Raw genomic sequence first — 25,691 nt, forward strand, 5'->3', positions numbered from 1 at the left:
CTGAATAAAACCCATTCCGTGCGCTGCTGAGTTTTGCGGCGGGCGACCAGAGTCAATAACCGTTTCTGTGCCTGTGAGCCATGAGGCCGGGTAGTGGGATCAAAAGGATACCGTTATGCGTACTGTATATTGTGGAAAACTGAATGCGTCCAATGTGGGCCAGGAAGTAACATTGTGTGGCTGGGTTAACCGTCGCCGCGATTTGGGTGGTTTGATTTTCATCGATATGCGTGACCGCGAAGGCATCGTTCAGGTTTTCTTCGACCCCGATCAGGCAGAAGCCTACAAGCTGGCGTCTGAACTGCGTAACGAGTTCTGCATCCAGTTAACCGGCACCGTGCGTGCACGTCCGGAAAGCCAGTTCAATAAAGACATGGCGACCGGTGAAGTGGAAGTGTTCGCCAGTAATCTGAACATTATCAACCGTTCAGAATCGCTGCCGCTGGACTCCAACCACGTCAACACTGAAGAAGCGCGTCTAAAATACCGCTATCTGGATTTGCGTCGCCCTGAAATGGCTAACCGCCTGAAAGCGCGTGCAAAAATCACCAGCTTCGTACGCCGTTTCATGGACAGCCATGACTTCCTCGACATCGAAACTCCGATGCTGACCAAAGCTACACCGGAAGGCGCGCGTGACTATCTGGTGCCAAGCCGTGTGCACAAAGGTAAGTTCTACGCCTTGCCGCAGTCTCCTCAGCTGTTCAAACAACTGCTGATGATGTCTGGTTTTGATCGTTATTATCAGATCGTAAAATGCTTCCGTGACGAAGATTTACGTGCTGACCGTCAGCCTGAATTCACCCAGATCGATGTGGAAACCTCTTTCATGAGCGCCGAACAAGTGCGCGAAGTGATGGAGAAACTGGCCCGTGAACTGTGGCAGGAAGTGAAAGGCGTGGATCTGGGCGACTTCCCGATCATGACCTTCGCAGAGGCCATGCGTCGCTACGGTTCTGATAAACCGGACCTGCGCAACCCGATGGAAATGATGGATGTTGCGGACCTGATGAAAAACATCGAGTTCAAAGTGTTTGCTGATCCGGCCAACGATCCGAAAGGCCGCGTGGCTGCATTGCGCGTTCCGGGCGGTGCCTCCCTGAGCCGTAAACAAATTGACGAATACGCCAAATTCATCGAAATCTACGGTGCGAAAGGCCTGGCTTATATCAAAGTGAATGAAGTGGCGAAAGGCCTGGAAGGTATCCAGAGCCCGGTGGCTAAATTCCTGAATGAAGAACTGCTGGCTGCCCTGATCGCACGCACTGGTGCACAGGATGGCGACATGATCTTCTTCGGCGCAGCCAGCGCGAAGATTGTGACTGACGCGATTGGCGCACTGCGCCTTAAAGTCGGCCGTGACCTGAAAATCACTAAAGAAGACATGTGGGCTCCGCTGTGGGTGATCGACTTCCCGATGTTTGAAGACACTGACGAAGGCGGCCTGAGCGCTATGCACCACCCGTTCACTGCACCAAAAGACATGAGCGCAGAAGAACTGGCAGCGAACCCGGTTTCCGCTATCGCTAACGCCTACGACATGGTGATCAACGGCTACGAAGTGGGCGGCGGTTCTGTGCGTATTCACCGCAGCGAAATGCAGCAGACCGTGTTCAGCATTCTGGGTATTAACGAGCACGAACAGCGCGAGAAATTCGGCTTCCTGCTCGACGCCCTGAAATACGGTACGCCTCCGCACGCCGGTCTGGCATTTGGTCTCGATCGTCTGGTGATGTTGCTGACCGGCACGGATAACATCCGTGACGTGATCGCCTTCCCGAAAACTACCGCTGCGGCGTGTCTGATGACCGAAGCGCCAAGTTTTGCCAACCCTGCGTCGCTGCTGGAACTGGGCATTGCGGTTGTGGCGAAAAAAGAAGTGACACCAGACACAAATACAGAGAATAACTAATGAGCTATAAGCGTCCTGAGTCGATACTGTGCGTCATCTACGCCAGAAACACCGGCAGGGTGCTGATGCTTCAACGAAAGGATGACCCGAATTTCTGGCAGTCGGTGACCGGCAGTCTGGAAGACGGGGAATCCCCAAATCAAACCACGCAGCGTGAAGTCATGGAAGAGGTCGGTATCGACATTGCAGGTGAAAACCTGACTCTGCAGGACTGCCATCGCTGCGAGGACTTTGAAATATTTGCGCATTTGCGCCATCGCTATGCTCCCGGTGTGACCCGCAATAAAGAACATTGGTTCTGTCTGGCGTTACCCGACGAGCGTGATGTGGTTCTCACCGAACATCATGCGTACCGGTGGCTCGATAAACTGGCAGCGGCAGCGCTGACAGTCTCCCCGAGCAACCAGCAGGCGATTGAAGAATTTGTAAACTATTCGGTCTGTTAAGACTTTAGACTTTTTGGAGATATTTATGGCAGGTCACAGTAAGTGGGCCAATACCAAGCACCGCAAAGCGGCGCAAGATTCTAAACGCGGCAAAATTTTTACCAAAATCATTCGTGAGCTGGTTACCGCTGCGCGTCTGGGTGGTGGCGATGCGGGTTCAAACCCACGTCTGCGTGCGGCTATCGATAAAGCGCTGTCCAACAACATGACCCGCGATACCCTCAACCGGGCTATCGCACGTGGCGTGGGCGGTGACGAAGACACCAACATGGAAACCATCATTTATGAAGGTTACGGTCCTGGCGGTTCAGCCATCATGGTTGAATGTCTGAGTGATAACCGCAACCGTACCGTGGCAGAAGTGCGTCATGCCTTCACCAAAACCGGTGGCAATTTGGGTACTGACGGTTCCGTGGCTTATCTGTTCTCCAAAAAAGGCGTGATCACTTTCGCTCCTGGTCTGGATGAAGACGTGCTGATGGAAGCCGCGCTTGAAGCGGGTGCTGAAGACATCATTTCTTACGATGATGGCGCTATCGATGTGTTCACTGCCTGGGAAAATCTGGGCGAAGTGAAAGACGCGCTGGAAGCCGCCGGTTACAAAGCTGATTCCGCTGAAGTCACGATGATCCCATCGACCAAAGCCGACATGGATGCAGAAACTGCACCTAAACTGTTGCGCCTGATCGACATGCTGGAAGATTGTGACGATGTGCAGGAGGTTTACCACAACGGTGAAATCTCCGACGAGATCGCAGAAACCCTGTAATCTCAGTGCCGCCGGTGGCTACCACCGGCTGGCTATCCTGTTGTCCCTCAGCAGTTTATACTCTCCCCAACTTTCCAAAAAAACGACAACACAAGGCGTTGACTGGCTATGGCTATTATTCTGGGGATCGACCCCGGTTCGCGTATTACCGGCTATGGCATTATCCGCCAGACAGGGCGTCAGCTCAGCTATCTCGGCAGCGGCTGTATCCGCACCGTGGTGGACGATATGCCGGGACGTCTGAAACTGATTTACGCCGGTGTGTCGGAAATCATTACGCAATTTCAGCCTGATTTTTTTGCCATCGAATCCGTGTTTATGGCGAAGAACGCCGACTCCGCGTTAAAGCTCGGGCAGGCACGCGGTGCGGCAATTGTCGCTGCTGTCAATCAGGATCTGCCGGTGTTTGAGTATGCGGCGAGGCAGGTCAAACAGACCGTCGTCGGTACCGGTGCGGCAGAAAAAGCGCAGGTTCAGCATATGGTGCGGTCAATCCTGAAATTACCGGCTAACCCGCAGGCCGATGCCGCCGATGCGCTGGCAATTGCCATAACGCATTGTCATATGAGTCAGAATGCTATCCGGCTCAGCAGTGACAAATTACAGATGGCGCGCGGACGGATGCGATAGACGCCGCAAGTCCATTAGGCTGGATATCCATCCAGCCTTTTTTATGATATAAACATCGCTGCTTTTGACCTGATAAGGAAAATGAACGTGATAGGCAGACTACGAGGCATTATTCTGGAAAAACAGCCCCCTTTGGTGCTGCTTGAAACCAACGGCGTGGGCTATGAAGTGCATATGCCGATGACCTGTTTTTATGAATTGCCGGAACTGGGTCAGGAAGCTATCATCTTCACGCAATTTATCGTCCGTGAAGATGCCCAGTTGCTCTACGGATTTAACGATAAACAAGAGCGCGCGCTGTTCCGCGAGCTGATTAAAGTCAACGGCGTTGGGCCGAAGCTGGCGCTGGCGATTCTGTCAGGCATGTCGGCGCAGCAGTTTGTCAGTGCGGTAGAAAAGGAAGAAATCACCGCATTAATTAAGTTACCTGGCGTCGGTAAGAAAACCGCAGAACGCCTGGTCGTCGAAATGAAAGACCGGTTTAAAGGATTAAACGGTGATCTATTTAACAATCATACTGATATCACGCTACCTGCATCGGCGTCGAAAGCTAAAGAATCTGACGCCGAAGGCGAAGCCGTTGCAGCCCTGATATCCCTCGGATATAAACCACCGGAAGCCAGCCGCATGATCAGCAAGGTGGCCAAATCGGGCGCAGAATCTGAAACGTTGATTAGAGAAGCGCTGCGCGCAGCGCTGTGAGGTAAACGATGATTGAAGCTGACCGCCTGATTTCTTCCGAAGTTTTCAGTGAAGAAGAGGTCATTGACCGTGCGATCCGCCCGAAGTTGCTCAGCGAATACGTTGGACAGCCGCATGTGCGTTCGCAAATGGAAATCTTTATTCAGGCGGCTAAGCAACGCAAAGATGCGCTCGATCACCTGTTGATTTTCGGACCGCCGGGACTGGGTAAAACCACGCTGGCCAACATCGTGGCGAACGAGATGGGCGTGAATTTACGTACCACGTCGGGGCCGGTGCTGGAAAAAGCCGGTGATCTGGCCGCGATGCTGACCAACCTCGAGCCGCATGATGTGCTTTTTATTGATGAAATCCACCGTCTCTCACCGGTCGTCGAAGAAATTCTCTATCCGGCGATGGAAGACTATCAGCTGGATATCATGATTGGTGAAGGTCCTGCGGCACGCTCCATCAAACTCGATTTACCGCCGTTTACCCTGATTGGTGCGACGACCCGCGCCGGTTCCCTGACGTCACCGTTACGTGACCGTTTCGGTATCGTACAGCGTCTGGAGTTCTATCAGGTGGCTGATTTGCAGCACATCGTCGGGCGTAGCGCCTCCTGCCTCGGGCTGGAGTTGTCGGAAGAGGGCGCGCATCAGATAGCCCGCCGTTCACGCGGAACGCCGCGTATCGCTAACCGCTTATTACGCCGTGTGCGTGACTTCGCGGAAGTGAAAGGCGACGGTACCATTAATGGTGATGTGGCTAACGGCGCGCTGGATATGCTGGATGTTGATGCCGAAGGTTTCGATTACATGGACCGCAAACTGTTGCTGGCCATTATCGATAAGTTCAGCGGCGGGCCGGTCGGGCTGGATAACTTAGCCGCGGCGATTGGCGAAGAGCGCGAGACGATTGAAGACGTCATCGAACCCTTCCTGATCCAGCAGGGGTTTATTCAGCGCACACCGCGCGGGCGTATGGCGACCAATCATGCGTATAAGCATTTCGGTATTGCCAGAGAATCTGAGTAACAGATCTCCTGAGCATAAAAAAACGGACGCCCTGAGCGTCCGTTTTGCTTTCCCTCATCAGGTATTAACGACTGACTTCACAGCGGCTGACCATCCGCCAGTTACGTGGCAACTCGCGTACTTCACCCGCCAGAATCACCTTTCCTGTTGCATGAATATCGGCGCTTGAAGAGCCCACCTGAACTTCAACAGAACCCGGTTCGACGATGCGCTTACCGGCGTGACTGGTGAAATTCAGCATATCGGTCGGAATGCTGAAACTGAGCGTCGCAGTTTGTCCGGCATCCAGTTCAACGCGTTCAAAGGCTTTGAGTTCCTGCATCGGGCGTACCAGTGATGCCACACAGTCACGCAGATAAACCTGCACCACCTCGCTGCCCGCCTGATTTCCGGTATTGGTGACTTTGATTTGTACTGCAATATCGCCATTTTCGATGGCGACCGGTTGCTGATTGAGTTGCAGGTCGTGATAGCGGAACGTGGTGCCGCTCAGCCCGAAGCCAAACGGGTATTTTGCGCCAAAGTGGAAGGCGATCGGCGTGCCGCCACTTTTCAGTTTGTGATTGTAGTAATACGGCATCGCACCGGCGCTTTTCGGTACGGAAACCACCAGCCGCCCGGACGGAGCCTGTTTGCCACTGATAATGTCGCTGATGGCGCGTCCCCCTTCCTGTCCGGGGGCAAATGCCATCAGGTATCCGGCGACTTTTTCTTCCAGCCCGCCAAGGGAATACGGACGACCGCCGGTCATTATCACAATGGTCGGTTTGCCGGTTGCGATCACGGCTTCCAGCAACTGCTGCTGAACGCCCGGCAGTTGCAGGCTGTCTGTATCAGAGCCTTCGCCGACAGTACCGCTCTGGAATAAACCGGCCAGATCGCCGACAAACACCAGTGCGACGTCACTTTCCTGCGCCAGTTTTACGGCCTGCGGGATCAGCGCGGTACTTCGTGATACCGGCGAGCTTTGCATGGGTGTTGCGGCATCGCCGGGGAAGACCGGCGCACCTGCCGTACGTTTTTCGAGAATATGGCAACCTTTGGTATAACGGATATTTTGCTCACCATAGGCCTCGCGTAATGCCTGTAATGGCGTAATGATCTGTTCTGTCTGCGCCTGCATTTCGCTGATGATCAGATGCACCGGGAAACTGTAACCGCTGAGCAACGCCAGCGGATCATCTGCCGTCGGGCCGATCACCGCGATTTTTTGGCCGGATGTGGGTTTCAGCGGCAGGATGCCATTATTTTCCAGCAGAGTGATTGAGCGGACCGCGGCTTTCCAGGCCAGTTCCCGCGTGGCAGGTTGCTGAAGCTGCGGCTCAGGCTCAATGGCGTAAGGCTGTTCAAACAGGCCAAGGCGAAATTTTTCAGTCAGCACGCGTGCGACAATTTCGTCAATTTTCGCCATATCAATCAGGCCACGCGAAACGGCATCCGCCAGATGTTGTGCGCAGTCACCTTTCGGTAATTCAATATCCAGACCCGCATTGAACGACAGCGCGGCGGATTCGGCATCGTCATGGCTGACACCGTGATGCTGATGCAGCAGGCTGACACCACCGTAATCGGCAACAATCAGACCGTCGAACCCCCATTGTTCACGCAAGATTTCGGTCAGCAGGAAGTGATCGCTGTGGCAAGGCTGACCATCAATGTCGTGATATGCCGGCATCACAGAACCGGCATTCGCCAGCTTCACCGCCATCTCAAACGGCAGCAGGAAAGTGTCATTCAGCTCGCGAAAACCAAGATGAACCGGCGCATGGTTGCGCGCCCCTTCGCTGAAAGAGTGCCCGACATAATGTTTCAGCGTGGCCAGCAGGTCCCGCGCTTCGCCCTGTAATCCGCGCACGTAAGCGGTCGCCATCACGCCGACCAGATACGGGTCTTCACCAAAGGTTTCCTCGGTACGTCCCCAGCGCACATCGCGCGACACATCCAGAACCGGTGCCAGCCCCTGATGACAACCAACGCTTTGTGCTTCCTGACGGATAGCACCTGCAATTTGCTCCATCAGTTGCGGATCCCACGTTGAGGCGTAGCTCAGGGACGAGGGAAACAGTGTGGCGTCTTTGCACAATAAGCCGACCAGACATTCTTCGTGGAACATCGCCGGAATACCCAGCCGGGTGTCTTCTACCAGCGTTTTTTGCAGCCGGTTCAGCGCCTGTACGCCTTCTGCCGGGCTGACCACGTGCGTGCCGAGCGGACGGGTGATTTGCCCGGCGCCAAGTGCCAGTTGCTGTTCCAGCGCCTGACTCTGTTTGTGACCGGAAAAATCATCGCTCAGATCGGTACGTTCTTTGTGATTGCCGTTGCTGTCGAGGATCAGCCAGAACGCATGCATCTGCGCGAATTTTTCCTCCGGCGTCATGCGTGCCAGAAGATCGGCGACGCGGCGGGCAACGGGCTGTGAAGCATCCTGATAAAGATAAGTCATCTTACATCTCCTTGATTAATCAAAGGGCGTGAACCGCTGAGCACGGGGTCATCGTCGCCCCCGAAAGAACGTCGCGTTGCGAGGGATAAGGCGATAGTTTGCATGGTGCGGCTGTTGAGTTTGTAGGTAAAAAGCAGCGCGGCCATCAGCAGGAATAACGCACAGGGCACCAGTGTGAACAGTGAATTGATGGTCAGCATCACCGAAGCACTTTGCGTGGCGCCGTTCGGCAGGTAACCGACCATACCAAGCACCCAGCCGACGATGGCACCGCCCAGTGCCAGCCCGAATTTGATGGCAAACAGCGCAGTGGAGAATACCAGCCCGTCAAGCCGGCGGCCGGTGCGGGATTCTTCGTGATCCACAACGTCGGAGAACATCGTCCATTGCAGCGGCGTGGTCAGGTTTTGGATAAAACTGAACACAAGATTGAGGGCGAAAATAAGACTGACGGAAGGGGAGGGAATAAAGAAAATCGCTGCATTACACACCACAAAAGTCAGAATTGTCCATTGATAGGATTTAATCCGGTCGAATTTACCCAGTATTTTCTCAGACAATAGTGCGCCAAATAACGAGGCGATCATGCCAAAAACAATAAAATTAAAAATCAGATCCGGGCGGCCTAGCACATATTTCACATAATACATGGTGGCGGAACCACGGATAACGACGGCACATAATAGTAAGATATTAAAAATAAAAACAATGCGCCATTGTGAGTTATTCCACAGTAATTTCAGGTCGCTCAGCATTGAACCGGAGGTGTCATTGCGCGGTTGATAACGCTCACGCGTCAGTGCGAAACAACAGAAAAATAATACGATACCGAGTAATCCCATCAGGCTCATGGCATAGAAATAGCCTTTCTGCGGGTTACCTGCGCCGAGTTTTGCCACCAGCGGCAGGGCGATCACTGTTACCACCAGCCCCCCGACAAATGACAGTCCGAAGCGCCACGACTGCAGCGAATGGCGTTCGCGCGGGTCGAGTGTTAACGCCCCCGGCATGGCACAATACGGCACATTGATGGCGGAATACACCAGGCTGAGTAATGTATAAGTGACTGCTGCATAAATAATTTTACCGGTCGGTGATATGTCTGGTACATAAAATGTGATCAGGCAACAGACCCCAAACGGTATTGCAAACCACAGCAGCCACGGACGGAATTTTCCATAGCGTGTTGTGGTGCGATCAACCAGCGCACCGATGCAGGGATCTACGCAGGCATCCACGGCGCGTACCACTAAAAATAGTGTGCCCATGATCGCGGCGGGTAAACCAAAAACATCTGTGTAGAAATAAGCGAGAAATAAAGTCGCAGTTTGCCAGACCAGCGCACTGGCCATATCGCCGAGTCCGTAGCCAATCTTATCTTTTACTGAAAGAACCGGAGTGATCACCATTATTTGTTACCTGCTTTCTGTAAGGAGAGATAACCGACGGAAAATAATTCATGTCTTTAACGGAAAAAAAGATAAACAGCCTGGGAAGTAAAATGGTGCCAAAAGTATTGTGAATAGAACTCAGGTAAACAATTGAGGAAATGAATATGCAATTTACGTTTTTTGATTTTGTTTTTTATTTGTGAACGGGATCAAACTGACGGTGGTGTTTGCTTCATCGGCGCGGGGATCCGGACTGGCAAAGGCCCGCGTTGAGCGGGATGCCATCTCCGGTGAAAGGGGGTTTATAACTCTTCCCGCCAGCGGAAATAACCAGTCACCGCTTTTAATGCGGCGGGCAACTGGCGGTGGCCGGGGTAATAGAGAAAGAATCCGGGAAAGGTGACCGACCAGTCTTCAAGCACCCGGATCAGCTTACCTTCCGCCACCAGCGCATCATGTTCAGCACTCTGCGCGCTGTACACCAGCCCGATTCCATCGAGCGCAATGCGGGTCATCATGCTGACGCTGTCGACCACCAGCGGCCCGCTGACGGGCACGGTAATCTGTCGCCCATTTTTTTCGAACTCCCAGCGGTACAGCGAACCGCTGGCAATTTCCCGACGCCCAATGCAGGCATGGTTTTTCAAATCGGCAGGCGTTTGTGGTTGCGGGCAGCGGGCGAAATAATCCGGCGAACCGTACACCGCAGAGTGAAAATCGGCGGTCAGGCGTACCGCACTCATGTCCTGCTGAACATCGCCCCTGATGCGTACGCCTGCATCAAACCCCTCACTGATGATGTCCACGAAACCGTCATTGGTGGCAAGTTCCAGGGTGATATCCGGGAACGCCTGACAAAATTTGGGCAACTGCGGCAGGAAAACCATGTCAGCAGCGATGCGTGGCGTATTAATACGCACCGTGCCTTTGGGTATCCCCCGTAAAGCGTTCACTTTCTCCATCGCATCAGAGATGACTGATAATGCCGGCACCACTTCCGCCAGCAATGCGTAACCCGCTTCGGTGGGCGATACCTGCCGCGTTGTGCGGTTCAGCAATCTGACGCCCAGACGCTCTTCCAGCGAACGTAAGGAATGGCTCAGCGTTGAAGCGGTTAAATTTAGCCGCGCCGCGGCTTTGCGGAAACTCTTCTCTTCCGCTACGGCGACAAATGCTCTCAGTTCTCCGAATTCGTGGGTGCGCATCAGTTTCCTATTGATGAATAAAAGCCAGTAAAGCATGCGATATAACATGGCTTATTCACAATAATCAATGCGCTTATAGTCAGGCCTCGGTTTGGAAAATTCATCAACGGAGAAAAATATGTCGCAAACATTACGGTTACAGGGGCGGGTTGCGCTGGTCACGGGCGGTGGCTCAGGCATCGGGCGGGCAGCCGCACTGGCGTTTTCACGCGATGGTGCGAAAGTCGTGGTGGCAGGAAGACGGGAAACGGCGCTCCAGGAAACGGTGATGATGATCCGTGAACGGGGCGGTGATGCCCTGGCGGTGCCGACCGATGTGTCAGACAGCGCACAGGTCCGGCATCTTATTGCCGCGACGCTGGCGCATTACGGGCGACTGGACGCCGCGTTTAATAATGCGGGTGTGGAAGGTTTTGCGCCAGTCAGTGACATGACAGAAGCGGAATTTGACCGGGTGATTGCCACCAATCTGAAAGGCGTCTGGCTGTCAGTGAAATATCAGCTGGAAGCCATGACCGCCGCAGGGCGTGGCGGTGCGATTGTGAATACCTCTTCCTGGCTGGCGCACGGAGCCAGTATTGGCTCTGCTGCGTATTCCGCCAGCAAAGGCGGGCTTGACGCGATGATCCGCGCTATAGCGCTGGAAACCGGTGCGCAGAATATCCGCATCAATAACGTTAATCCCGGCATTATCGATACCCCGATGGCGCGGCGGATGGGCGCAAATGAAGAAACGCTGATCCCTTTTGTACGCCTGACACCCGCAGGGCGCGTGGGCGAACCGGCAGATGTCGCGGATGTTGTGGCGTGGTTGTGCAGTGATGAAGCGCGATTTGTGACCGGTCAGAATCTGCTGGTCGATGGCGGATTTACGGTGGCGGGGCTGCGTTAGTCAGTACAAAAAAGACCGAGGCTCAGGGACGGGCGTCAGTCTGCACAAAGTCTGAAGCCGATCACAGTTTCATCATCCGGCGAATATTACGACTTGTTTCTGTTTCCGATTCGCCCGAGAATCCGTTTCAGAAAGCAGGATTGTTACTGTCTGACAGGCAAAACCTAAACTTCTCGTTTCTTCGTGTATGACGAAGAGACCGGACGTTTAGGTTTTTTTTTGGCCTGAATTCAGGGGCAGGCCGCCCCTTTGCAACGCAACGGCAATGTCGTGCACGACGCCCTTACTCTGATGAGATGACACTATGGAATACAGAACATTAGCCGACGAAATTCTCCGCGGAGTGGGCGGAAAAGACAACGTCAACAGTGTGGTGCATTGTGCCACCCGTTTACGCTTCAAGCTAAAAGATACCCGCAAAGCCGATGCTGCCGGGCTGAAAGAAAATCCGGGCGTGATCATGGTGGTCGAGAGCGGCGGTCAGTTTCAGGTGGTGATTGGCAATCACGTCGGTGCCGTCTATGAAGCGCTGGTGAGAGGCAGTGCGCTTTCAGACGGCAGCGATGACGACAGGGGTGATAACGGCAGTGTGTTTGCCCGTGCGATAGATGTCATCTCCGGCATATTCACGCCGTTTATCGGCATTATGGCGGCATCGGGGATCCTTAAAGGTTTTCTGGCGCTGGCGCTGGCCTGTGGCTGGATGGTGCCGGAAAGCGGTACCTATAAAGTCTGGTTCGCCGCCAGCGACGCTATGTTTTATTTCTTCCCGCTGGTGATCGGTTATACCGCCGGTAAAAAATTCGGCGGTAATCCGTTTGTGACCATGATGATTGGCGGCGCGATGGTGCACCCGCTGATGATCGCCGCATTTGATGTGCAGCAGTCCGGCGCGCACAGCGAGCATTTCTTAGGCATCCCGCTGGTCTTTATCAATTATACCTCTTCGGTCATTCCGGTGATTCTGGCTGCGTGGGCATCAAGCTGGCTGGAAAAGCAGTCGATGAAAATTTTACCCGGCGCGCTGCGTAACTTCATCACACCGCTGATCTGCCTGATGGTGATTGTGCCGCTGACATTCCTGGTTATCGGGCCGGTCGCGACCTGGGCCAGTCAGCAACTGGCCCATGGCTACCAGTTTGTTTATCACGTCAGCCCGATGGTCGCCGGTGCCTTTATGGGCGCACTGTGGCAGGTCTGTGTGATCTTCGGTCTGCACTGGGGGCTGGTGCCGTTGATGATCAACAACTTCAGCGTGCTCGGCCATGACACAATGCTGCCGCTGTTACTGCCTGCGGTGATGGGACAGGTTGGTGCGGTCGCGGGTGTGATGCTGCGGACCAAAGATGTCCGTACCCGAGCATTGTCAGGGTCGGCGATCAGCGCCGGGATTTTCGGTATCACGGAACCGGCGGTGTATGGCATCACCCTGCCGCATCGGCGTCCTTTTATTTTCGGCTGCGTCGGCGGTGCGCTCGGCGCTGCGGTGCTCGGTTACTTCCAGACCACGGCGTATTCCTTCGGTTTCCCCAGTGTCTTCACGTTTACCCAGATTATTCCGCCCACTGGTTTTGATAAAACAGTGACCGCCGGGATTGCCGGCACCCTGATTGCGCTGTTGTTTGCCGCACTGGCGACTTATTTCTTCGGTGTAAAACAAGAAGCGGTCGCGCCGGAAGTCAGCGAAAAGGCCCAGGCCGATGCGTTACAGGCGCCGCGCGGCAAAACGCTGATCGCCAGCCCGATGAGCGGACCGTGTATCGCACTCGATACAGTGAAAGATCCGACATTCGCCAGCGGCCTGCTGGGTAAAGGTGTGGCCATTGTGCCTGTCGCCGGAAGGGTGGTCTCACCGGTAGACGGCACGGTGGTTTCACTGTTCAAAACCCATCACGCCATCGGAATTGAATCGGCAGACGGCGCAGAAATTCTGATCCACGTCGGCATCGATACGGTGAAGCTCGACGGCAAATTCTTTACGCCACACGTTGACGTCGATGCGGTGGTGAAGCAGGGCGATTTGTTGCTGGAATTCGACGTGCAGGGGATCACTGATGCCGGTTACGACCTGACAACGCCGGTGCTGGTCACCAACAGCGACGATTATCTCGACGTCATTCCGGCCTGTGTCGGACAGGACGCCAGCGAACAAACCCTTTTACTGACTTTATTACGCTAACGAACAGAGCCAGGAGGTTCATATGAACAAGCCATTTCCAAACGGATTTTTATGGGGCGGAGCCGTTGCCGCTAATCAGGTTGAAGGGGCTTACCTGACCGACGGTAAAGGCTTATCCACATCGGATCTGCAACCGCAGGGTGTTTTCGGCCCGGTGCAGGAACGCACGGAAGGGGATTTCGGCGTGAAAGATGTCGCCATCGATTTCTACCACCGTTATCCGCAAGATATGAAATTGTTCGCTGAAATGGGTTTTACCGTATTGCGTACCTCAATCGCCTGGACGCGTATCTTCCCTCAGGGGGATGAATCGCAGCCGAACGAAGCGGGGCTGGCATTCTACGACCGACTGTTTGATGAGATGGCAAAATACGGTATTACACCGCTGGTGACGCTTTCCCATTACGAAATGCCGTACGGCATCGTAAAAAAACACGGTGGCTGGGGCAGCCGCGATACCATCGGTTTCTTTGAAAATTACGCCCGCACGGTGTTCACCCGTTATAAAGATAAAGTCAAACACTGGCTGACCTTTAACGAAATCAATATGTCGCTGCATGCGCCGTTTACCGGCGTCGGATTGCCGGAAGACAGCAGCAAACAGGATATCTATCAGGCCATTCACCATCAGCTGGTTGCCAGTGCCAAAGCGGTAAAAGCCTGTCACGAGATCATTCCTGACGGCAAAATCGGCAATATGCTGCTTGGCGGAATGCTGTATCCGCTGACCTGCAAACCGGCCGATATGATGGAAACCTTGCAGCAGAACCGCGACTGGTTATTCTTCGGCGATGTTCAGGTGCGTGGCGCGTATCCGGCTTATATGCCGCGTTTCTTTAAAGACCGCGGCATGGAAATTAATATTACTTCTGAAGATAAAGCCGCGTTGAAAGAAACCGTCGACTTTATCTCATTCAGTTATTACATGACCGGTTGTGTCACCACGGATGAAGAACAAAATATTAAAGCGCGTGCCAATATATTAAATATGGTGCCGAACCCGCATCTGCAAAGTTCCGAATGGGGATGGCAGATTGACCCGGAAGGGTTGCGCTTCTTAATGAATGAGCTTTATGACCGTTATCAGAAACCGCTATTTATTGTGGAAAACGGTTTGGGTGCGCGGGATAAAGTCGAAGCTGACGGCAGCATTAATGATGATTACCGTATTCAGTACATCAATGACCATCTGGTTCAGGTGCGTGAAGCCATTGAAGACGGCGTGGAAGTGATGGGTTACACCAGCTGGGGACCGATTGATCTGGTCAGCGCCTCGAAAGCGGAATTCTCCAAGCGTTATGGTTATATCTATGTAGACCGCGACGATCAGGGCAATGGCACGCTGGAGCGCCGCCGTAAGAAAAGTTTCTTCTGGTATCAGGAAGTGATTAATTCAAACGGTGCGTCATTAACATCCTGATCTGATCCGGTCTGAAGGGACTTAAGGCCATCGTCACGTTTTGAGGGCAAAATTTACGTCTGACTGAGGATCGGATCTGGTAAAATCATCAGGCAGATCCCAAGACTGCGGCAGACAAAACCTGATCATCCATACGGACGATCAGGTTTTTCTTTTCAGGGAGTTACAATGAAAATCGCCAAAATACTCAATAATAATGTGGTGGTTGTCGTCAGCGGGCAGCAACGCGAACAGGTGGTGATGGGGCGCGGGCTGGCATTTATGAAGAAAGCCGGGGATGAGCTGGATGAAAGCAAAATCGAGAAAATTTTTGCCCTGCAGAATGACGAACTGGTCGCGCATCTGACGGAGTTGCTGTCGCATATTCCGATGGAAGTGATGACCACCTGTGATCAGATTATTTCGCTGGCGCGGGGACGGCTGGGGAAATTGCAGGAAAACCTGTATATCGCACTCACCGATCACTGCAATTTTGCCATCGAACGGCAAAAGAAAGGCGTGCCGATCAGCAATGCCTTGCTGTGGGAAACCCGCCGTCTGTATCCGAAAGAATATGCCCTCGGGCTGGAAGCGCTGGAGATCATCGATTCGCGCCTCGGCGTGCGATTGCCGGTGGATGAAGCCGGTTTTATTGCCCTGCACCTGGTCAATGCGCAGCTTAACGGCGAAATGCCGGAAGTGGCGCAGATTACCCGCGTGATGCAGGAAATCCTCAATCTGGTGAAATACCAGCTGCGTATTGAATACGACGAGGAGTCGCTGAGCTACCAGCGCTTCGTCACCCATCTTAAATTCTTCGCCCAGCGGATGCTCAGCCGCACGGTGGTGGCCGACGATGACATGACCCTGCACGTGGCGGTAAAAGAAAATTACCCACAGGCGTGGCTGTGCGCGGAAAAAATCGGCGATTATCTGGCCGCGCAATATCAGCGCGAACTGACCACGGAAGAAATTATGTATCTCTCCATTAATATCGAACGGGTGAGAAAAGAGTGTCTGCCGAAAGAATCGTCCTGAGCGCACGCAAGCGCAAAATTTGCTGCGCGAAATATGACTGTTCACAATTTTTAATGACGGTTTTTTTTGCCACGGTTAGTGAGAACAGGTAGCATCCTTCGCCGTTATTGCACCAAAACAGTTCCGGCTAAAAAAACTACAGTGGGTAAACCCCATAAACGGCGAGGCTTGCAATCGTTTGCTTGCAGCACCCGGCGTCAGGTGAAGGTTATTTTGGAGAACAACTCATAATGAAGTCTCATAAAAAAACGGCAGAGGCGAAGCACGCGGCTAAACGGCGCTGGCTGGACTCTCACGATCATGGTTATCACAAGAGTATGGGCAACCGTCAGGTTCAGATGATTGCCATTGGTGGTTCTATCGGTACCGGTCTGTTTCTCGGCGCGGGTGCGCGTTTACAGATGGCGGGTCCGGCGCTGGCTATCGTGTATGCGGTGTGTGGTATTTTCTCATTCTTTATCCTGCGTGCACTGGGCGAACTGGTTTTACACCGTCCGACCAGTGGCAGCTTCGTATCCTATGCCCGTGAATTCCTGGGTGAAAAAGCGTCTTACGTAGCAGGCTGGATGTACTTCCTGAACTGGGCGATGACCGGCATTGTCGATATCACCGCAGTGGCTCTGTACATGCACTACTGGGGAACCTTCGGTGATGTTCCGCAATGGATGTTTGCGTTGGGCGCACTGGCGATAGTGGCAACCATGAACATGATCGGCGTGAAGTGGTTCGCTGAGATGGAATTCTGGTTTGCGCTGATCAAAGTGGCGGCGATTGCTATCTTCCTGGTGGTTGGCGTGGTGTTCCTCGGCACCGGCAAACAACTGGACGGTAACACCACCGGTCTGCATCTGATCACCGACAACGGCGGTATTTTCCCGCACGGTCTGTTACCGGCGCTGGTTTTGGTGCAGGGCGTGGTCTTTGCGTTCGCGGCCATTGAGCTGGTCGGTACGGCGGCGGGCGAAACCAAAGATCCTGAGAAAGTGCTGCCGAAAGCCATTAACAGCGTGATCTGGCGTATCGCTTTGTTCTACGTCGGCTCCGTGGTGTTACTGGTGCTGTTGCTGCCGTGGAATGCCTATCAGGCGGGCCAAAGTCCGTTTGTCACCTTCTTCAGCAAGCTGGGCGTGCCTTACATCGGTACCATCATGAATATCGTGGTTCTGACTGCAGCGCTGTCGAGCCTCAACTCCGGCTTGTATTCCACCGGTCGTATTCTGCGTTCCCTGTCGATGGGCGGTTCAGCACCGAAATTCATGTCGAAGATGAGTGCGCAGCAGGTGCCGTACGCCGGTATTCTGGTCACTGTCGGCATTTATGTGATCGGTGTAGTGCTCAACTATTACGTGCCTTCGCAGGTGTTTGAGATTGTCCTGAACGTCGCCTCACTCGGCATCCTCAGTTCATGGGCTTTCATCATTGTCTGTCAGATGAAACTGCGTACTGCAATCAAAGAAGGTCGTGCGAAAGACGTTTCCTTCAAAATGCCGTGGGCACCGGTGACCTCGTGGCTGACGCTGGCCTTCCTGGCGGGCGTTCTGATCCTGATGGCGTTTGACTACCCGAACGGCACCTACACGGTGGCGACCATTCCGGTGCTGATCATTCTGCTGGTACTGGGCTGGATAGGTCTGCGCAAACGTGCTGCTGAAGTGCATGCCGAACAGGCTGCGCAGGAAGAAGCACATCAGGAAAGTATTGAAGCGAAGTAATTCGTTTCGCAGATTCCAGCAAAGGGCTGCCGTCATGGCGGCCCTTTTTCATTCCTGCCCGTAAAAAATCTGAAACAGCCACAATGTCTCTTTCCTTTGACTAGGCTTATTCTTTTATGATGAGAGGCAAACCTATGTTGAAGATTGTTTTACAAATATTTTCCAGCCCGGAAAAATTTCTCGGACTGTTCAGTGCCGCAGACATGGAAAATACTCTGGAAGAGGGCGAGCGTATTCTGATTGATGAAAACGGTACGGCATCAGTCAATCCGGCTAATCAGGAGATGCAGCAAGACTTTGCCCGCCACGTCAAACGCATGAGCGTGCTGTAATGGCGACAGCCGTTTTCATGGTGTTAATGGTCTGCGGCTACTGGTATACCACCCGCGACATTTCATCGCGCTTCAAACTTAAACGCACCTTTGGCTGGGACGTCTATTTTCTGGTGGCGCTGTATGGCTGTATTTTTGTCCTGCAGGGTGTACTGGTCATAGCACTGCTATATCTGGCGCTGTGGGGGATTTCCGGTGTTATCAACTGGCTGCCCGCCTTGCCGCATTTGCATCAGGATGTGCACTACCAGCGTGATTTCATCAACTGGAGTTTCTTAGGCATTCAGGCACCGGTGGTGATTATGCTTGCCGTCTCCGTGATGCTGTGTCTGGTCCGCACTACCTGGTCACCGGGCTTGCGCCTTAATACTGCCGGACGCAGAGAGTTGTACAAACAACTTACCCGCGCCAACGGCGTGGAAGGGCTGTTATATCAGTGTATGGAAGAGGGCGATATGGTATTCATCACCCTGCAGTCGCGGCGTGTTTATATCGGCATGGTGCATACCGCAAGGTGTGAAACAAGTTCGTCGGACAATGTGGTCGTGATCCCGATGGTCAGCGGTTATCGCGATAAAGACACACTGGAGCTGCGCGTTGAGCATAATTATGCACGCTATTATCAGGAACATGGCATCACGCCGGTGTCAGATCCGGTGAGCGCGCTGAAGTTTCGTAAGGTGATTTTACTGAGCCAGATAGAAACGCTGTCGCTGTTTGACCCGTCAAGTGCCTGTGCGTTCGAGAAGCTTATTCCGCTGGTTGAAGAAGAAATGGCCCGGAAAATTGGTGAGAAGGACGCCTGAAATAAGGCGTCCTGCATGCATTACACGATAGTGAAGCTGAAATCACTCAGACCTTCGATGCCGCCGGTGATCACATCACCGCGCACTACCGGACCCACACCTGCTGGCGTGCCGGTATAGATCAGATCACCGGGCTTGAGTTCAACCGCCTGAGAGAGATAGCTGATGACGTCCGCTACCTGCCAGATCTGGTCGCTCAAATCACCGCGCTGACGTTTTTCACCGTTCACATCAAGCCAGATTTTACCGGCAGCCGGATGACCTGTCTGACTCACGGGTTGCAGCGGATTCGCCGGTGCGGAATCATCAAACCCTTTGGCGAAATCCCACGGACGTCCCAGTTTCTTGGCCTGCGCCTGAATATCACGACGGGTTAAATCTACGCCCACGGTATAACCCCAGACGTGTGACAGTGCGTCTTCAGCGGCAATATCTTTACCGCCTCTGGCAATCGCAACGACCAGTTCTACTTCATAATGCAGATCGTCGGTCAGCGTCGGGTACGGCACATTGCCGCTGGCGGGAACCACGGCATCCGCCGGTTTGCCAAAAAAGAAAGGCGGTTCGCGGTCAGGATCATGACCCATCTCACGGGCGTGCTCGGAATAGTTACGGCCAACACAATACACGCGGCGCAACGGAAAGCGGGCGCTCTGGCCTTCGACGGCGAGAGACGGAACTTCGGGTGCAGCAATTACATATTCAGTCATCGTATTCACTTCACAAAGTTATCGAATTAACATATTTGCAAAGCGAATCAACATTGACCAGTAAATTTATGTTACTGGTCAATGTGTCACTGTCAGGCCTTGTAACGCGGTGCGGCGTGAGCCTGCAGGAAGTTCGGTACCATTGCACTGCGCAGGGCATCAAATTCATCCCACTGTTTTTCGTCCTGCAATGGTGGAATGGTGATTTTTTCTTTGCGGTCAAAGCCCAGCAAGGCGGCATCCACCAGTTCACCCACTTCCATTACACCCGGCACTTCATCGATATTTTTGCCCGAACGTTCCCAGATTTCTGTACGCGTTGCGGCAGGTAATACGGCCTGAACGTACAGACCGCGCTCGGCCATTTCAAATTGCAGCGTCTGGCTGAAAGTCAGCACAAAGGCTTTGGTGGCGGAATACACCGCAGATTGCAACTCTGGCGTCAGCGCCATCACGGACGCGATATTAATAATCGCCCCGTCTTTATGCTTGATCAGACCGTCGAAAGCGACGCGTGAAAGACGCGCCACCGAGGTGACGTTCAGGGTGATCAGATTCCCGATGGCGTCGGCATCGCTGTTTTCAAAACCGGCTTTCAGCGAAGCCCCGGCGTTATTGATCAGCAGGGAAATCTGCGGTGTTGCACGGATAAAATCCTCAACGCGTGCCAGATCTTCGCTGCGGGTTAAGTCAGCGGGTAACACGGTGATTTTTACGCCGGTTTCATCCTGCAGGCGTTCAGCCAGTGTTTTCAGGCGCGTTGCATCACGGGCAACCAGCACTAAATCATAACCGCGTTTCGCCAGACGGTCGGCGTAAGTGGCCCCGATGCCGCTTGATGCGCCGGTGATTAAGGCCACGGACTGAGTGCGAATTGTATCTGACATAATAAAACCTCGGTGTTGGATAGGGTGGTTTAATAATAAAACCAGATGATTTTTAGCATCGGTGGTTTTATAATGCAACCAGATTCTTTAAGCAGGAGGTGCCATGAAACGAACCCGGCTGGAAAACACGCCTTGTCCGGCTGGCCGTGCGCTGGATTTAATCGGCGACTGGTGGACGTTGCTGATTGTCCGCGATGCGATGTACGGCCTCTCACGATTCAGTGAATTTCAGCGCAGTCTGGGGGCGGCGAAGAACATTCTCAGTTCCCGCCTGAAAGCGCTGGTTGCCGAAGGCATTATGAAGATTGAACCGGCGGCAGATGGTTCGGCGTATCAGGATTACGTGCTGACGGAAAAAGGGCTGGCGCTGCAACCGGTGCTGGTTGCGCTGGGGCAGTGGGGAAGTGAATATCTGTTTGAAGCCGGCGAAGCCTGCACGCAACTGGTAGATATCGAAAATCGCCAGCCGCTGCGTAAGCTGGAAATCCATGCGCAGGACGGGCGGGTGCTGGAAAGCCGGGATATAAAGGCGATTATTCCTGAATCTTGATCGAGAATTCGGTCGACTCCCTCCCCTGCGAAGGGTGGGGTGGGGTGGGGTATTAAAGTTAAATCAATAAGTTGAAGTTTACTTAAACGAGGTGTCAGCCCTTAAAACCCCCTCCCGGCCTCCCCCTTCGCAGGGGGAGGAGCAAGGCAAAATCACGGCTTATGGGAGCAAAAAAACATTACCGCGCAATCCTCTCGTGCCAGTATTTGGTGAATTCCTCTTCGCCGTTCAGGCTGACCACCATATCGCCGCTGACGATAAAGTGCGTCAGGTCGCTGCGTAGTTCGAGGGTGATTTCTGCTTCCATCCACCAGCCTTCACGTCCCATCTTCATAGTCTGCGTCAGCAGATAGCGCGCGGATAACGGATCACTGTTACTGACCGTCAGCTCGCGCCGCAGATTGTGATCGACCGTCGTGTCGATATCATCGAAGCGGTAAACGCCTTCACCGAAAACGCCACCCACGCCGTTGGTCACGCTGGTCCAGCTATCGGTGAGGAAATCGTAAGTGATGTTGCGATCCACGCGCCCTGGCGACAGCACAGTTTGCGGTGTCAGCGGCGCGCTTTGTGGCTCAGCAATCGGGCCGTCGATGGATACCGGCTGTTCGCACACCGGCAGGCTGAGCTGCGCGCTGTGCAAATCCAGCGTCAACGTGGCGACCTCCGCCATCGGCCAGATCATCGGCCAGAAGGTGGTCGCCAGCGAGAGTCGCATCCGGTGACCGGTGGCAAAGCGGTGCGCGACACCATCCAGTTGTACCGGTACTTTGACTTTCTGACCGGTGATAAGCGGCACAGATTGATCATGGCCGTGCAGATGCGACAGATTCAGCCAGCCGTGCGTGACACGGTTTACCGAACCGTCCGGTGCAACGTCAGAAAGCCGGACGTACAACATCGCAGCCGGTTTATCGCTGCTCAGTTCGACGCTAAATTCCGGGAAGCCAAAAATGGTCAGCGGCTCGGCCAGCGGTTCGCCATCAAAGATTTCTGCCATGCCGTCATCGACACGCTGATCCGGCGGCATTTCGCCGGGCACACCGGCCCCCATCCATTCACCGGCCATCAGACCGTGATTCTGCGGTGAACAGATATTGATAACGCCTGCGTCAACGTCCGGCTGAGTATTGAGCTGGCCTCGCGTGAGCCAGCGCGGGATGTGATTGATATTGCTGGCGGTGCCGCGATCAAATCCCACCCATTCACCACGGCTGACCGGACGCATCGCCGAGGGCGGCTGGCTGTCCTGCAACCAGGTCTGGATCATCGGGCCTGCCATCGCGCCGTTGTCTTCGCCTTTCAGCCAGTGATCCCACCAGCGCACGGCTTCCTGCAAGAAACCGATCGCCGGTTCCGGCGTGCCATCCTGCGGATAGATATGCGCCCACGGACCGAGAATGGCGCGGCGTGGCACTTTCAGATTGTCCATCAGGCGGAACACTGCATTGCTGTAGGCATCTGCCCAGCCGCCGATGGCCATCACCGGACACTGAATGGCGGACCAGTCTTCGCACACCGAACCATGCTGCCAGTATGCGTCGCGCAGCGGATGTTCCATCCACAATGCCGGGAAGAATGGCATGTTTTCCAGACGGTTCAGCCAGTCTTTGTACCACCTTTCACCGACCAGTGCGGGGTCGGAAGGTCGGCTCTGGTACGCCAGCATGATGCCGCCCCACCAGAGATTGTCATTAAGCAGGCAGCCGCCTTTGTAGTGAATATCGTCGCGGTAACGGTCGTCAGTTGAACACACGGTGATGATGGCTTTCAGGGCGGCAGGGCGGCGGGCGGCGACCTGCAGGCTGTTAAAGCCGCCCCAGGATTTCCCCATCATGCCGACGTTGCCGCTGCACCAGCGTTGTTCGGTGATCCACTCAATGACTTCCAGCGCATCGTCCTGTTCCTGCAACAGATATTCATCCGCCAGCAGTCCGTCGGATTCGCCGCTGCCGCGCATATCCACACGTACGACTGCGTAGCCGTTTCCGGCGAAAAAGCCGTGCATCGGTTCGTCGCGGGTGCGGGTGCCGTCGCGTTTGCGGTAAGGAATGTATTCGAGAATGGCCGGAACCGGCTGGTGTTCAGCGTCATCCGGCAGCCACAGGCGGGCAGCGAGACGTGTGCCGTCACTCAGCGGGATCCACAGATGTTCAGTCACGGTGACGGCGTGAGGGAATTCAGTCACGATGCGTTTGGTGCTCATAAGACTCCTGTCGAAGAAATGGCTGCCGCAGGAAGCGCCGTGCCGCGCAGGGCGAGAACCTCGTCCAGCCAGCTGGTGCGCATTTCCGGTACGGAGGTCAGCAGTTTTTCAGTGTAGCTGTGCATTGGCGCGCTGAAGACCACGTCGGTATCGCCGCTGGCGACCACCTGCCCCTGATACATCACCGCCACCTGATGGGCAATCCGTTTTACCGTGCCCAGATCATGCGTGATAAACAGATACGACAGCCCGAGCTGTTGCTGTAAGCGGCGCAGCAGATTCAACACTTCTTCCGCTACCAGCGGATCGAGCGCCGACGTGGCTTCATCGCAGATAATCAGTTCCGGCTGTGCGGCCAGTGCGCGGGCGATACAGACGCGCTGCTTCTGCCCGCCGGAAAGCTCGCCGGGACGACGGTCGATCAGTTTAAGCGGCAGTTCAGTCAGGCGGAGTAACTCTTCCACGCGCTCGCGCACCTGTTTTTTGTTCATCCCAAAGTAGAAGGTCAGAGGACGGCCAATGATATCCAGCAGCGTCTGACGCGGATTCAGCGCCACGTCAGGCAGCTGATAAATCATCTGCATACGGCGCAGCGTTTCTTTATTGCGCTGGTGAAAATTATGCGAAAGCGCAATGCCGTCGAAATCCACCGTACCTTCGGTGTCGGGTAGCAATCCGACCAGCGCCCGTGCCAGCGTACTTTTGCCGCTGCCGGATTCGCCGATAATCGCCAGCGTTTTGCCACGCGGCAGTTGCAGGCTGACGTCGTGTACCACCCGTTTGCCATTGTAGCCGGTGCTCAGTTTTTGCAGGGTCAGCAGCGGCTGACCGGCAGATTCATGACCATCGGCCAGCGGTGTTAGTGCGTGTTCACGCTCTGCCACCAGACGCCGCGTATATTCCTGCTGCGGGTTTTCCAGAATGGTTTGCGTACTGCCGGTTTCCACCTCTTTGCCGTGGCGCAGCACCATAATGCGGTCGGCAAGTTGTGCGACAACGGCCAGATCGTGGGTGATATACAGCGCGGCGGTGTTGAATTCACGCACCAGTTTGCGCAGCATCACCAGCACTTCAATTTGCGTGGTGACGTCCAGCGCGGTGGTCGGTTCATCCATGATCAGCAAATCAGGTTTACAGGACATCGCCATCGCGGCCATTGCGCGCTGAAGCTGGCCGCCGGAAAGCTGATGCGGATAGCGTTTGCCGATGTTTTCCGGATCCGGCAAATCCAGTGAGCGGAACAGTGAAATTGCCCACTGGCGGCTTTCTTCTTTGTTCATCAGACCGTGGCGGATCGGGCCTTCGCAGACCTGTTTTTCGATGGTCAGCGCCGGATTAAATGACGCCGCCGCGCTTTGCGCCACATACGCCACGCGCCTGCCGCGCCATTCGCGCTTTACGCTGGAAGGCTGAGAAACGATATCGGTGCCATCCAGGAAAACTTCGCCACCGGCAATGCGGCAGCCCTGACGCGCATAGCCTAACGCTGCCAGACCAATAGTGGATTTCCCCGCCCCGGATTCACCAATCAGACCGAGCACTTCACCCGCCGCCAGTTTCAGGGAAATATCCTGCACCAGCGGCGAACCGTCGAGGGTTTCGATGCGCAGCCCGCGCATTTCTAAAATTGTGCGTGTCATGCTTCATCTCCATGCGGCAGACTATTCCGCGCCAGCAGCCAGTCGACCACCAGATTGACGCCAATCGTCAGCAGGGCAATCGCCGCTGCCGGATACAACGGCGCGAACTGACCAAAGTTAATCGCCTGCGCGTTGTCGCGCACCATGCTGCCCCAGTCGGCATATGGCGGCTGAATGCCCAGACCTAAGAAACTTAAGCCCGCAATAAACAGGAAGGTAAAGCAGAAGCGCATGCCAAACTCAGCCAGCAGCGGCGGCAGGGCGTTGGGCAGAATTTCTTTGAACAGCACCCAGCGCAACCCTTCGCCACGAAGACGCGCAGCTTCGACGTATTCCTGACAAACAATCGCCTGCGCCACCAGCCGTGCCAGACGGAACACGCGGGTGGCGTCGAGCAGGGCGATGGTTAGCACCAGTACGGGAATGGACGTGCCCATCACCGACAATACGATCAGCGCGAAAATCAGCACCGGAATCGACATCACGGTATCGACGATACGTGACAGCACCACATCCACCCATTTGCCGTAAATTGCCGCCGTAAAGCCGGTGATAATGCCGATGATAAAAGAACTGAAAGTGATGGTCAGCGCGATGGCAATGGTGGTGCGTGCGCCAAACAGAATGCGGGAAAGCATATCGCGCCCGAGACTGTCAGTGCCAAACGGCGTGGCGGCGGAAGGCAGCAGCCAGATGTCGCCGACCTGTTCGGTTTCGCTGTGCGGGGCGAGCCATGGCGCAAAAATAGCTGCCAGCAGGTTCACCGCAATAATCACAATCCCTATCCAGGCCGACAGCGGGATGTTAATGAAATATCGGTTCATGT

Annotated in this window: 22 protein-coding genes; 14 read left to right on the forward strand and 8 right to left on the reverse strand. The window is 54.4% G+C overall.

Annotated elements, in window-relative coordinates; genetic code table 11:
* Positions 1 to 115 precede the first annotated feature (115 nt).
* From aspS to ruvB, 6 genes are all read left to right on the forward strand, one after another.
* A complete protein-coding gene (gene aspS / locus GW591_RS03950; RefSeq protein ID WP_166860143.1) occupies positions 116 to 1,912 on the forward strand; it encodes an aspartate--tRNA ligase in 1,797 nt (598 codons plus the stop codon).
* Positions 1,912 to 2,358: a dihydroneopterin triphosphate diphosphatase gene (nudB, locus tag GW591_RS03955; RefSeq protein ID WP_013575034.1), complete on the forward strand. Its 447-nt coding sequence runs from the start codon at positions 1,912 to 1,914 to the stop codon at positions 2,356 to 2,358. The genes aspS and nudB overlap by 1 nt, the downstream gene beginning before the upstream one ends.
* Before the next feature lie 25 nt (positions 2,359 to 2,383).
* Entirely contained in the window at positions 2,384 to 3,127 is a 744-nt protein-coding gene (locus tag GW591_RS03960) for a YebC/PmpR family DNA-binding transcriptional regulator (protein WP_013575035.1), read from the forward strand.
* A 108-nt stretch (positions 3,128 to 3,235) separates the two neighbouring features.
* Complete coding sequence (gene ruvC / locus GW591_RS03965; protein WP_013575036.1) at positions 3,236 to 3,757, forward strand: crossover junction endodeoxyribonuclease RuvC; 522 nt, start codon at positions 3,236 to 3,238, stop codon at positions 3,755 to 3,757.
* Positions 3,758 to 3,844: 87 nt separating this feature from the next.
* The gene (ruvA, locus tag GW591_RS03970) at positions 3,845 to 4,459 is read left to right on the forward strand and encodes a Holliday junction branch migration protein RuvA (protein ID WP_112198656.1); all 615 of its coding nucleotides are present in this window, start codon (positions 3,845 to 3,847) and stop codon (positions 4,457 to 4,459) included.
* A gap of 8 nt (positions 4,460 to 4,467) precedes the next feature.
* Positions 4,468 to 5,475: a Holliday junction branch migration DNA helicase RuvB gene (gene ruvB, locus GW591_RS03975; RefSeq protein WP_037034899.1), complete on the forward strand. Its 1,008-nt coding sequence runs from the start codon at positions 4,468 to 4,470 to the stop codon at positions 5,473 to 5,475.
* 64 nt (positions 5,476 to 5,539) lie between these two features.
* Here ruvB and GW591_RS03980 read toward each other — a convergent pair whose 3' ends face one another.
* The 3 genes from GW591_RS03980 to GW591_RS03990 form a co-directional block, all read right to left on the reverse strand.
* Positions 5,540 to 7,918: a glycoside hydrolase family 3 N-terminal domain-containing protein gene (locus tag GW591_RS03980; RefSeq protein ID WP_166860145.1), complete on the reverse strand. Its 2,379-nt coding sequence runs from the start codon at positions 7,916 to 7,918 to the stop codon at positions 5,540 to 5,542.
* Positions 7,915 to 9,327, reverse strand: coding sequence for an MFS transporter (locus tag GW591_RS03985; RefSeq protein WP_015689678.1), 1,413 nt, complete (start codon positions 9,325 to 9,327; stop codon positions 7,915 to 7,917). Before GW591_RS03985 ends, GW591_RS03980 begins: the two co-directional genes overlap by 4 nt.
* Positions 9,328 to 9,611: 284 nt before the next feature.
* Positions 9,612 to 10,514, reverse strand: a complete 903-nt coding sequence (locus GW591_RS03990) for a LysR family transcriptional regulator (RefSeq protein WP_112198651.1) — start codon at positions 10,512 to 10,514, stop codon at positions 9,612 to 9,614.
* Positions 10,515 to 10,632: 118 nt separating this feature from the next.
* Between GW591_RS03990 and GW591_RS03995 the strand changes: the two genes are divergently transcribed.
* The 7 genes from GW591_RS03995 to GW591_RS04025 all read left to right on the forward strand — a co-directional run bounded on the left by GW591_RS03995 (position 10,633) and on the right by GW591_RS04025 (position 18,872).
* Complete coding sequence (locus tag GW591_RS03995; protein WP_013575043.1) at positions 10,633 to 11,406, forward strand: SDR family NAD(P)-dependent oxidoreductase; 774 nt, start codon at positions 10,633 to 10,635, stop codon at positions 11,404 to 11,406.
* 304 nt (positions 11,407 to 11,710) lie between these two features.
* On the forward strand, positions 11,711 to 13,585 hold the full coding sequence (bglF, locus tag GW591_RS04000) for a PTS beta-glucoside transporter subunit IIABC (RefSeq protein ID WP_166860147.1): 1,875 nt from the start codon (positions 11,711 to 11,713) through the stop codon (positions 13,583 to 13,585).
* Between the two features lie 22 nt (positions 13,586 to 13,607).
* Positions 13,608 to 15,005, forward strand: a complete 1,398-nt coding sequence (locus tag GW591_RS04005; protein WP_015689682.1) for a glycoside hydrolase family 1 protein — start codon at positions 13,608 to 13,610, stop codon at positions 15,003 to 15,005.
* A gap of 168 nt (positions 15,006 to 15,173) precedes the next feature.
* Positions 15,174 to 16,022 (forward strand): transcriptional antiterminator BglG, encoded by an 849-nt coding sequence (gene bglG, locus GW591_RS04010; RefSeq protein ID WP_121019434.1) that lies wholly within the window; start codon positions 15,174 to 15,176, stop codon positions 16,020 to 16,022.
* 230 nt (positions 16,023 to 16,252) lie between these two features.
* Positions 16,253 to 17,734 (forward strand): L-asparagine permease, encoded by a 1,482-nt coding sequence (gene ansP / locus GW591_RS04015; protein WP_013575047.1) that lies wholly within the window; start codon positions 16,253 to 16,255, stop codon positions 17,732 to 17,734.
* A gap of 134 nt (positions 17,735 to 17,868) precedes the next feature.
* Positions 17,869 to 18,066, forward strand: coding sequence for a hypothetical protein (locus GW591_RS04020; RefSeq protein WP_013575048.1), 198 nt, complete (start codon positions 17,869 to 17,871; stop codon positions 18,064 to 18,066).
* A complete protein-coding gene (locus GW591_RS04025; RefSeq protein ID WP_015689685.1) occupies positions 18,066 to 18,872 on the forward strand; it encodes a hypothetical protein in 807 nt (268 codons plus the stop codon). Before GW591_RS04020 ends, GW591_RS04025 begins: the two co-directional genes overlap by 1 nt.
* 20 nt (positions 18,873 to 18,892) lie before the next feature.
* Here GW591_RS04025 and GW591_RS04030 read toward each other — a convergent pair whose 3' ends face one another.
* Positions 18,893 to 19,582, reverse strand: coding sequence for a fumarylacetoacetate hydrolase family protein (locus GW591_RS04030; RefSeq protein WP_013575050.1), 690 nt, complete (start codon positions 19,580 to 19,582; stop codon positions 18,893 to 18,895).
* A 92-nt stretch (positions 19,583 to 19,674) separates the two neighbouring features.
* Positions 19,675 to 20,469, reverse strand: coding sequence for an SDR family NAD(P)-dependent oxidoreductase (locus GW591_RS04035; protein ID WP_037034883.1), 795 nt, complete (start codon positions 20,467 to 20,469; stop codon positions 19,675 to 19,677).
* 103 nt (positions 20,470 to 20,572) lie between these two features.
* Between GW591_RS04035 and GW591_RS04040 the strand changes: the two genes are divergently transcribed.
* Positions 20,573 to 21,019 (forward strand): winged helix-turn-helix transcriptional regulator, encoded by a 447-nt coding sequence (locus GW591_RS04040; protein ID WP_013575052.1) that lies wholly within the window; start codon positions 20,573 to 20,575, stop codon positions 21,017 to 21,019.
* A 178-nt stretch (positions 21,020 to 21,197) separates the two neighbouring features.
* On the opposite strand, the gene GW591_RS04045 is transcribed toward GW591_RS04040, so the two are convergent.
* Genes GW591_RS04045 through GW591_RS04055 form a run of 3 tightly spaced genes read right to left on the reverse strand, consistent with a single transcriptional unit; the run spans position 21,198 to position 25,689 of the window.
* Positions 21,198 to 23,225 (reverse strand): CocE/NonD family hydrolase, encoded by a 2,028-nt coding sequence (locus tag GW591_RS04045; protein WP_166860149.1) that lies wholly within the window; start codon positions 23,223 to 23,225, stop codon positions 21,198 to 21,200.
* Positions 23,222 to 24,865, reverse strand: coding sequence for an ABC transporter ATP-binding protein (locus GW591_RS04050; RefSeq protein ID WP_015689688.1), 1,644 nt, complete (start codon positions 24,863 to 24,865; stop codon positions 23,222 to 23,224). The genes GW591_RS04045 and GW591_RS04050 overlap by 4 nt, the downstream gene beginning before the upstream one ends.
* A complete protein-coding gene (locus GW591_RS04055; RefSeq protein ID WP_013575055.1) occupies positions 24,862 to 25,689 on the reverse strand; it encodes an ABC transporter permease in 828 nt (275 codons plus the stop codon). The genes GW591_RS04050 and GW591_RS04055 overlap by 4 nt, the downstream gene beginning before the upstream one ends.
* Positions 25,690 to 25,691: the final 2 nt, after the last annotated feature.

The sequence above is a fragment of the Rahnella aceris genome, assembly GCF_011684115.1.
Taxonomy (GTDB): Bacteria; Pseudomonadota; Gammaproteobacteria; order Enterobacterales; family Enterobacteriaceae; genus Rahnella; species Rahnella aceris.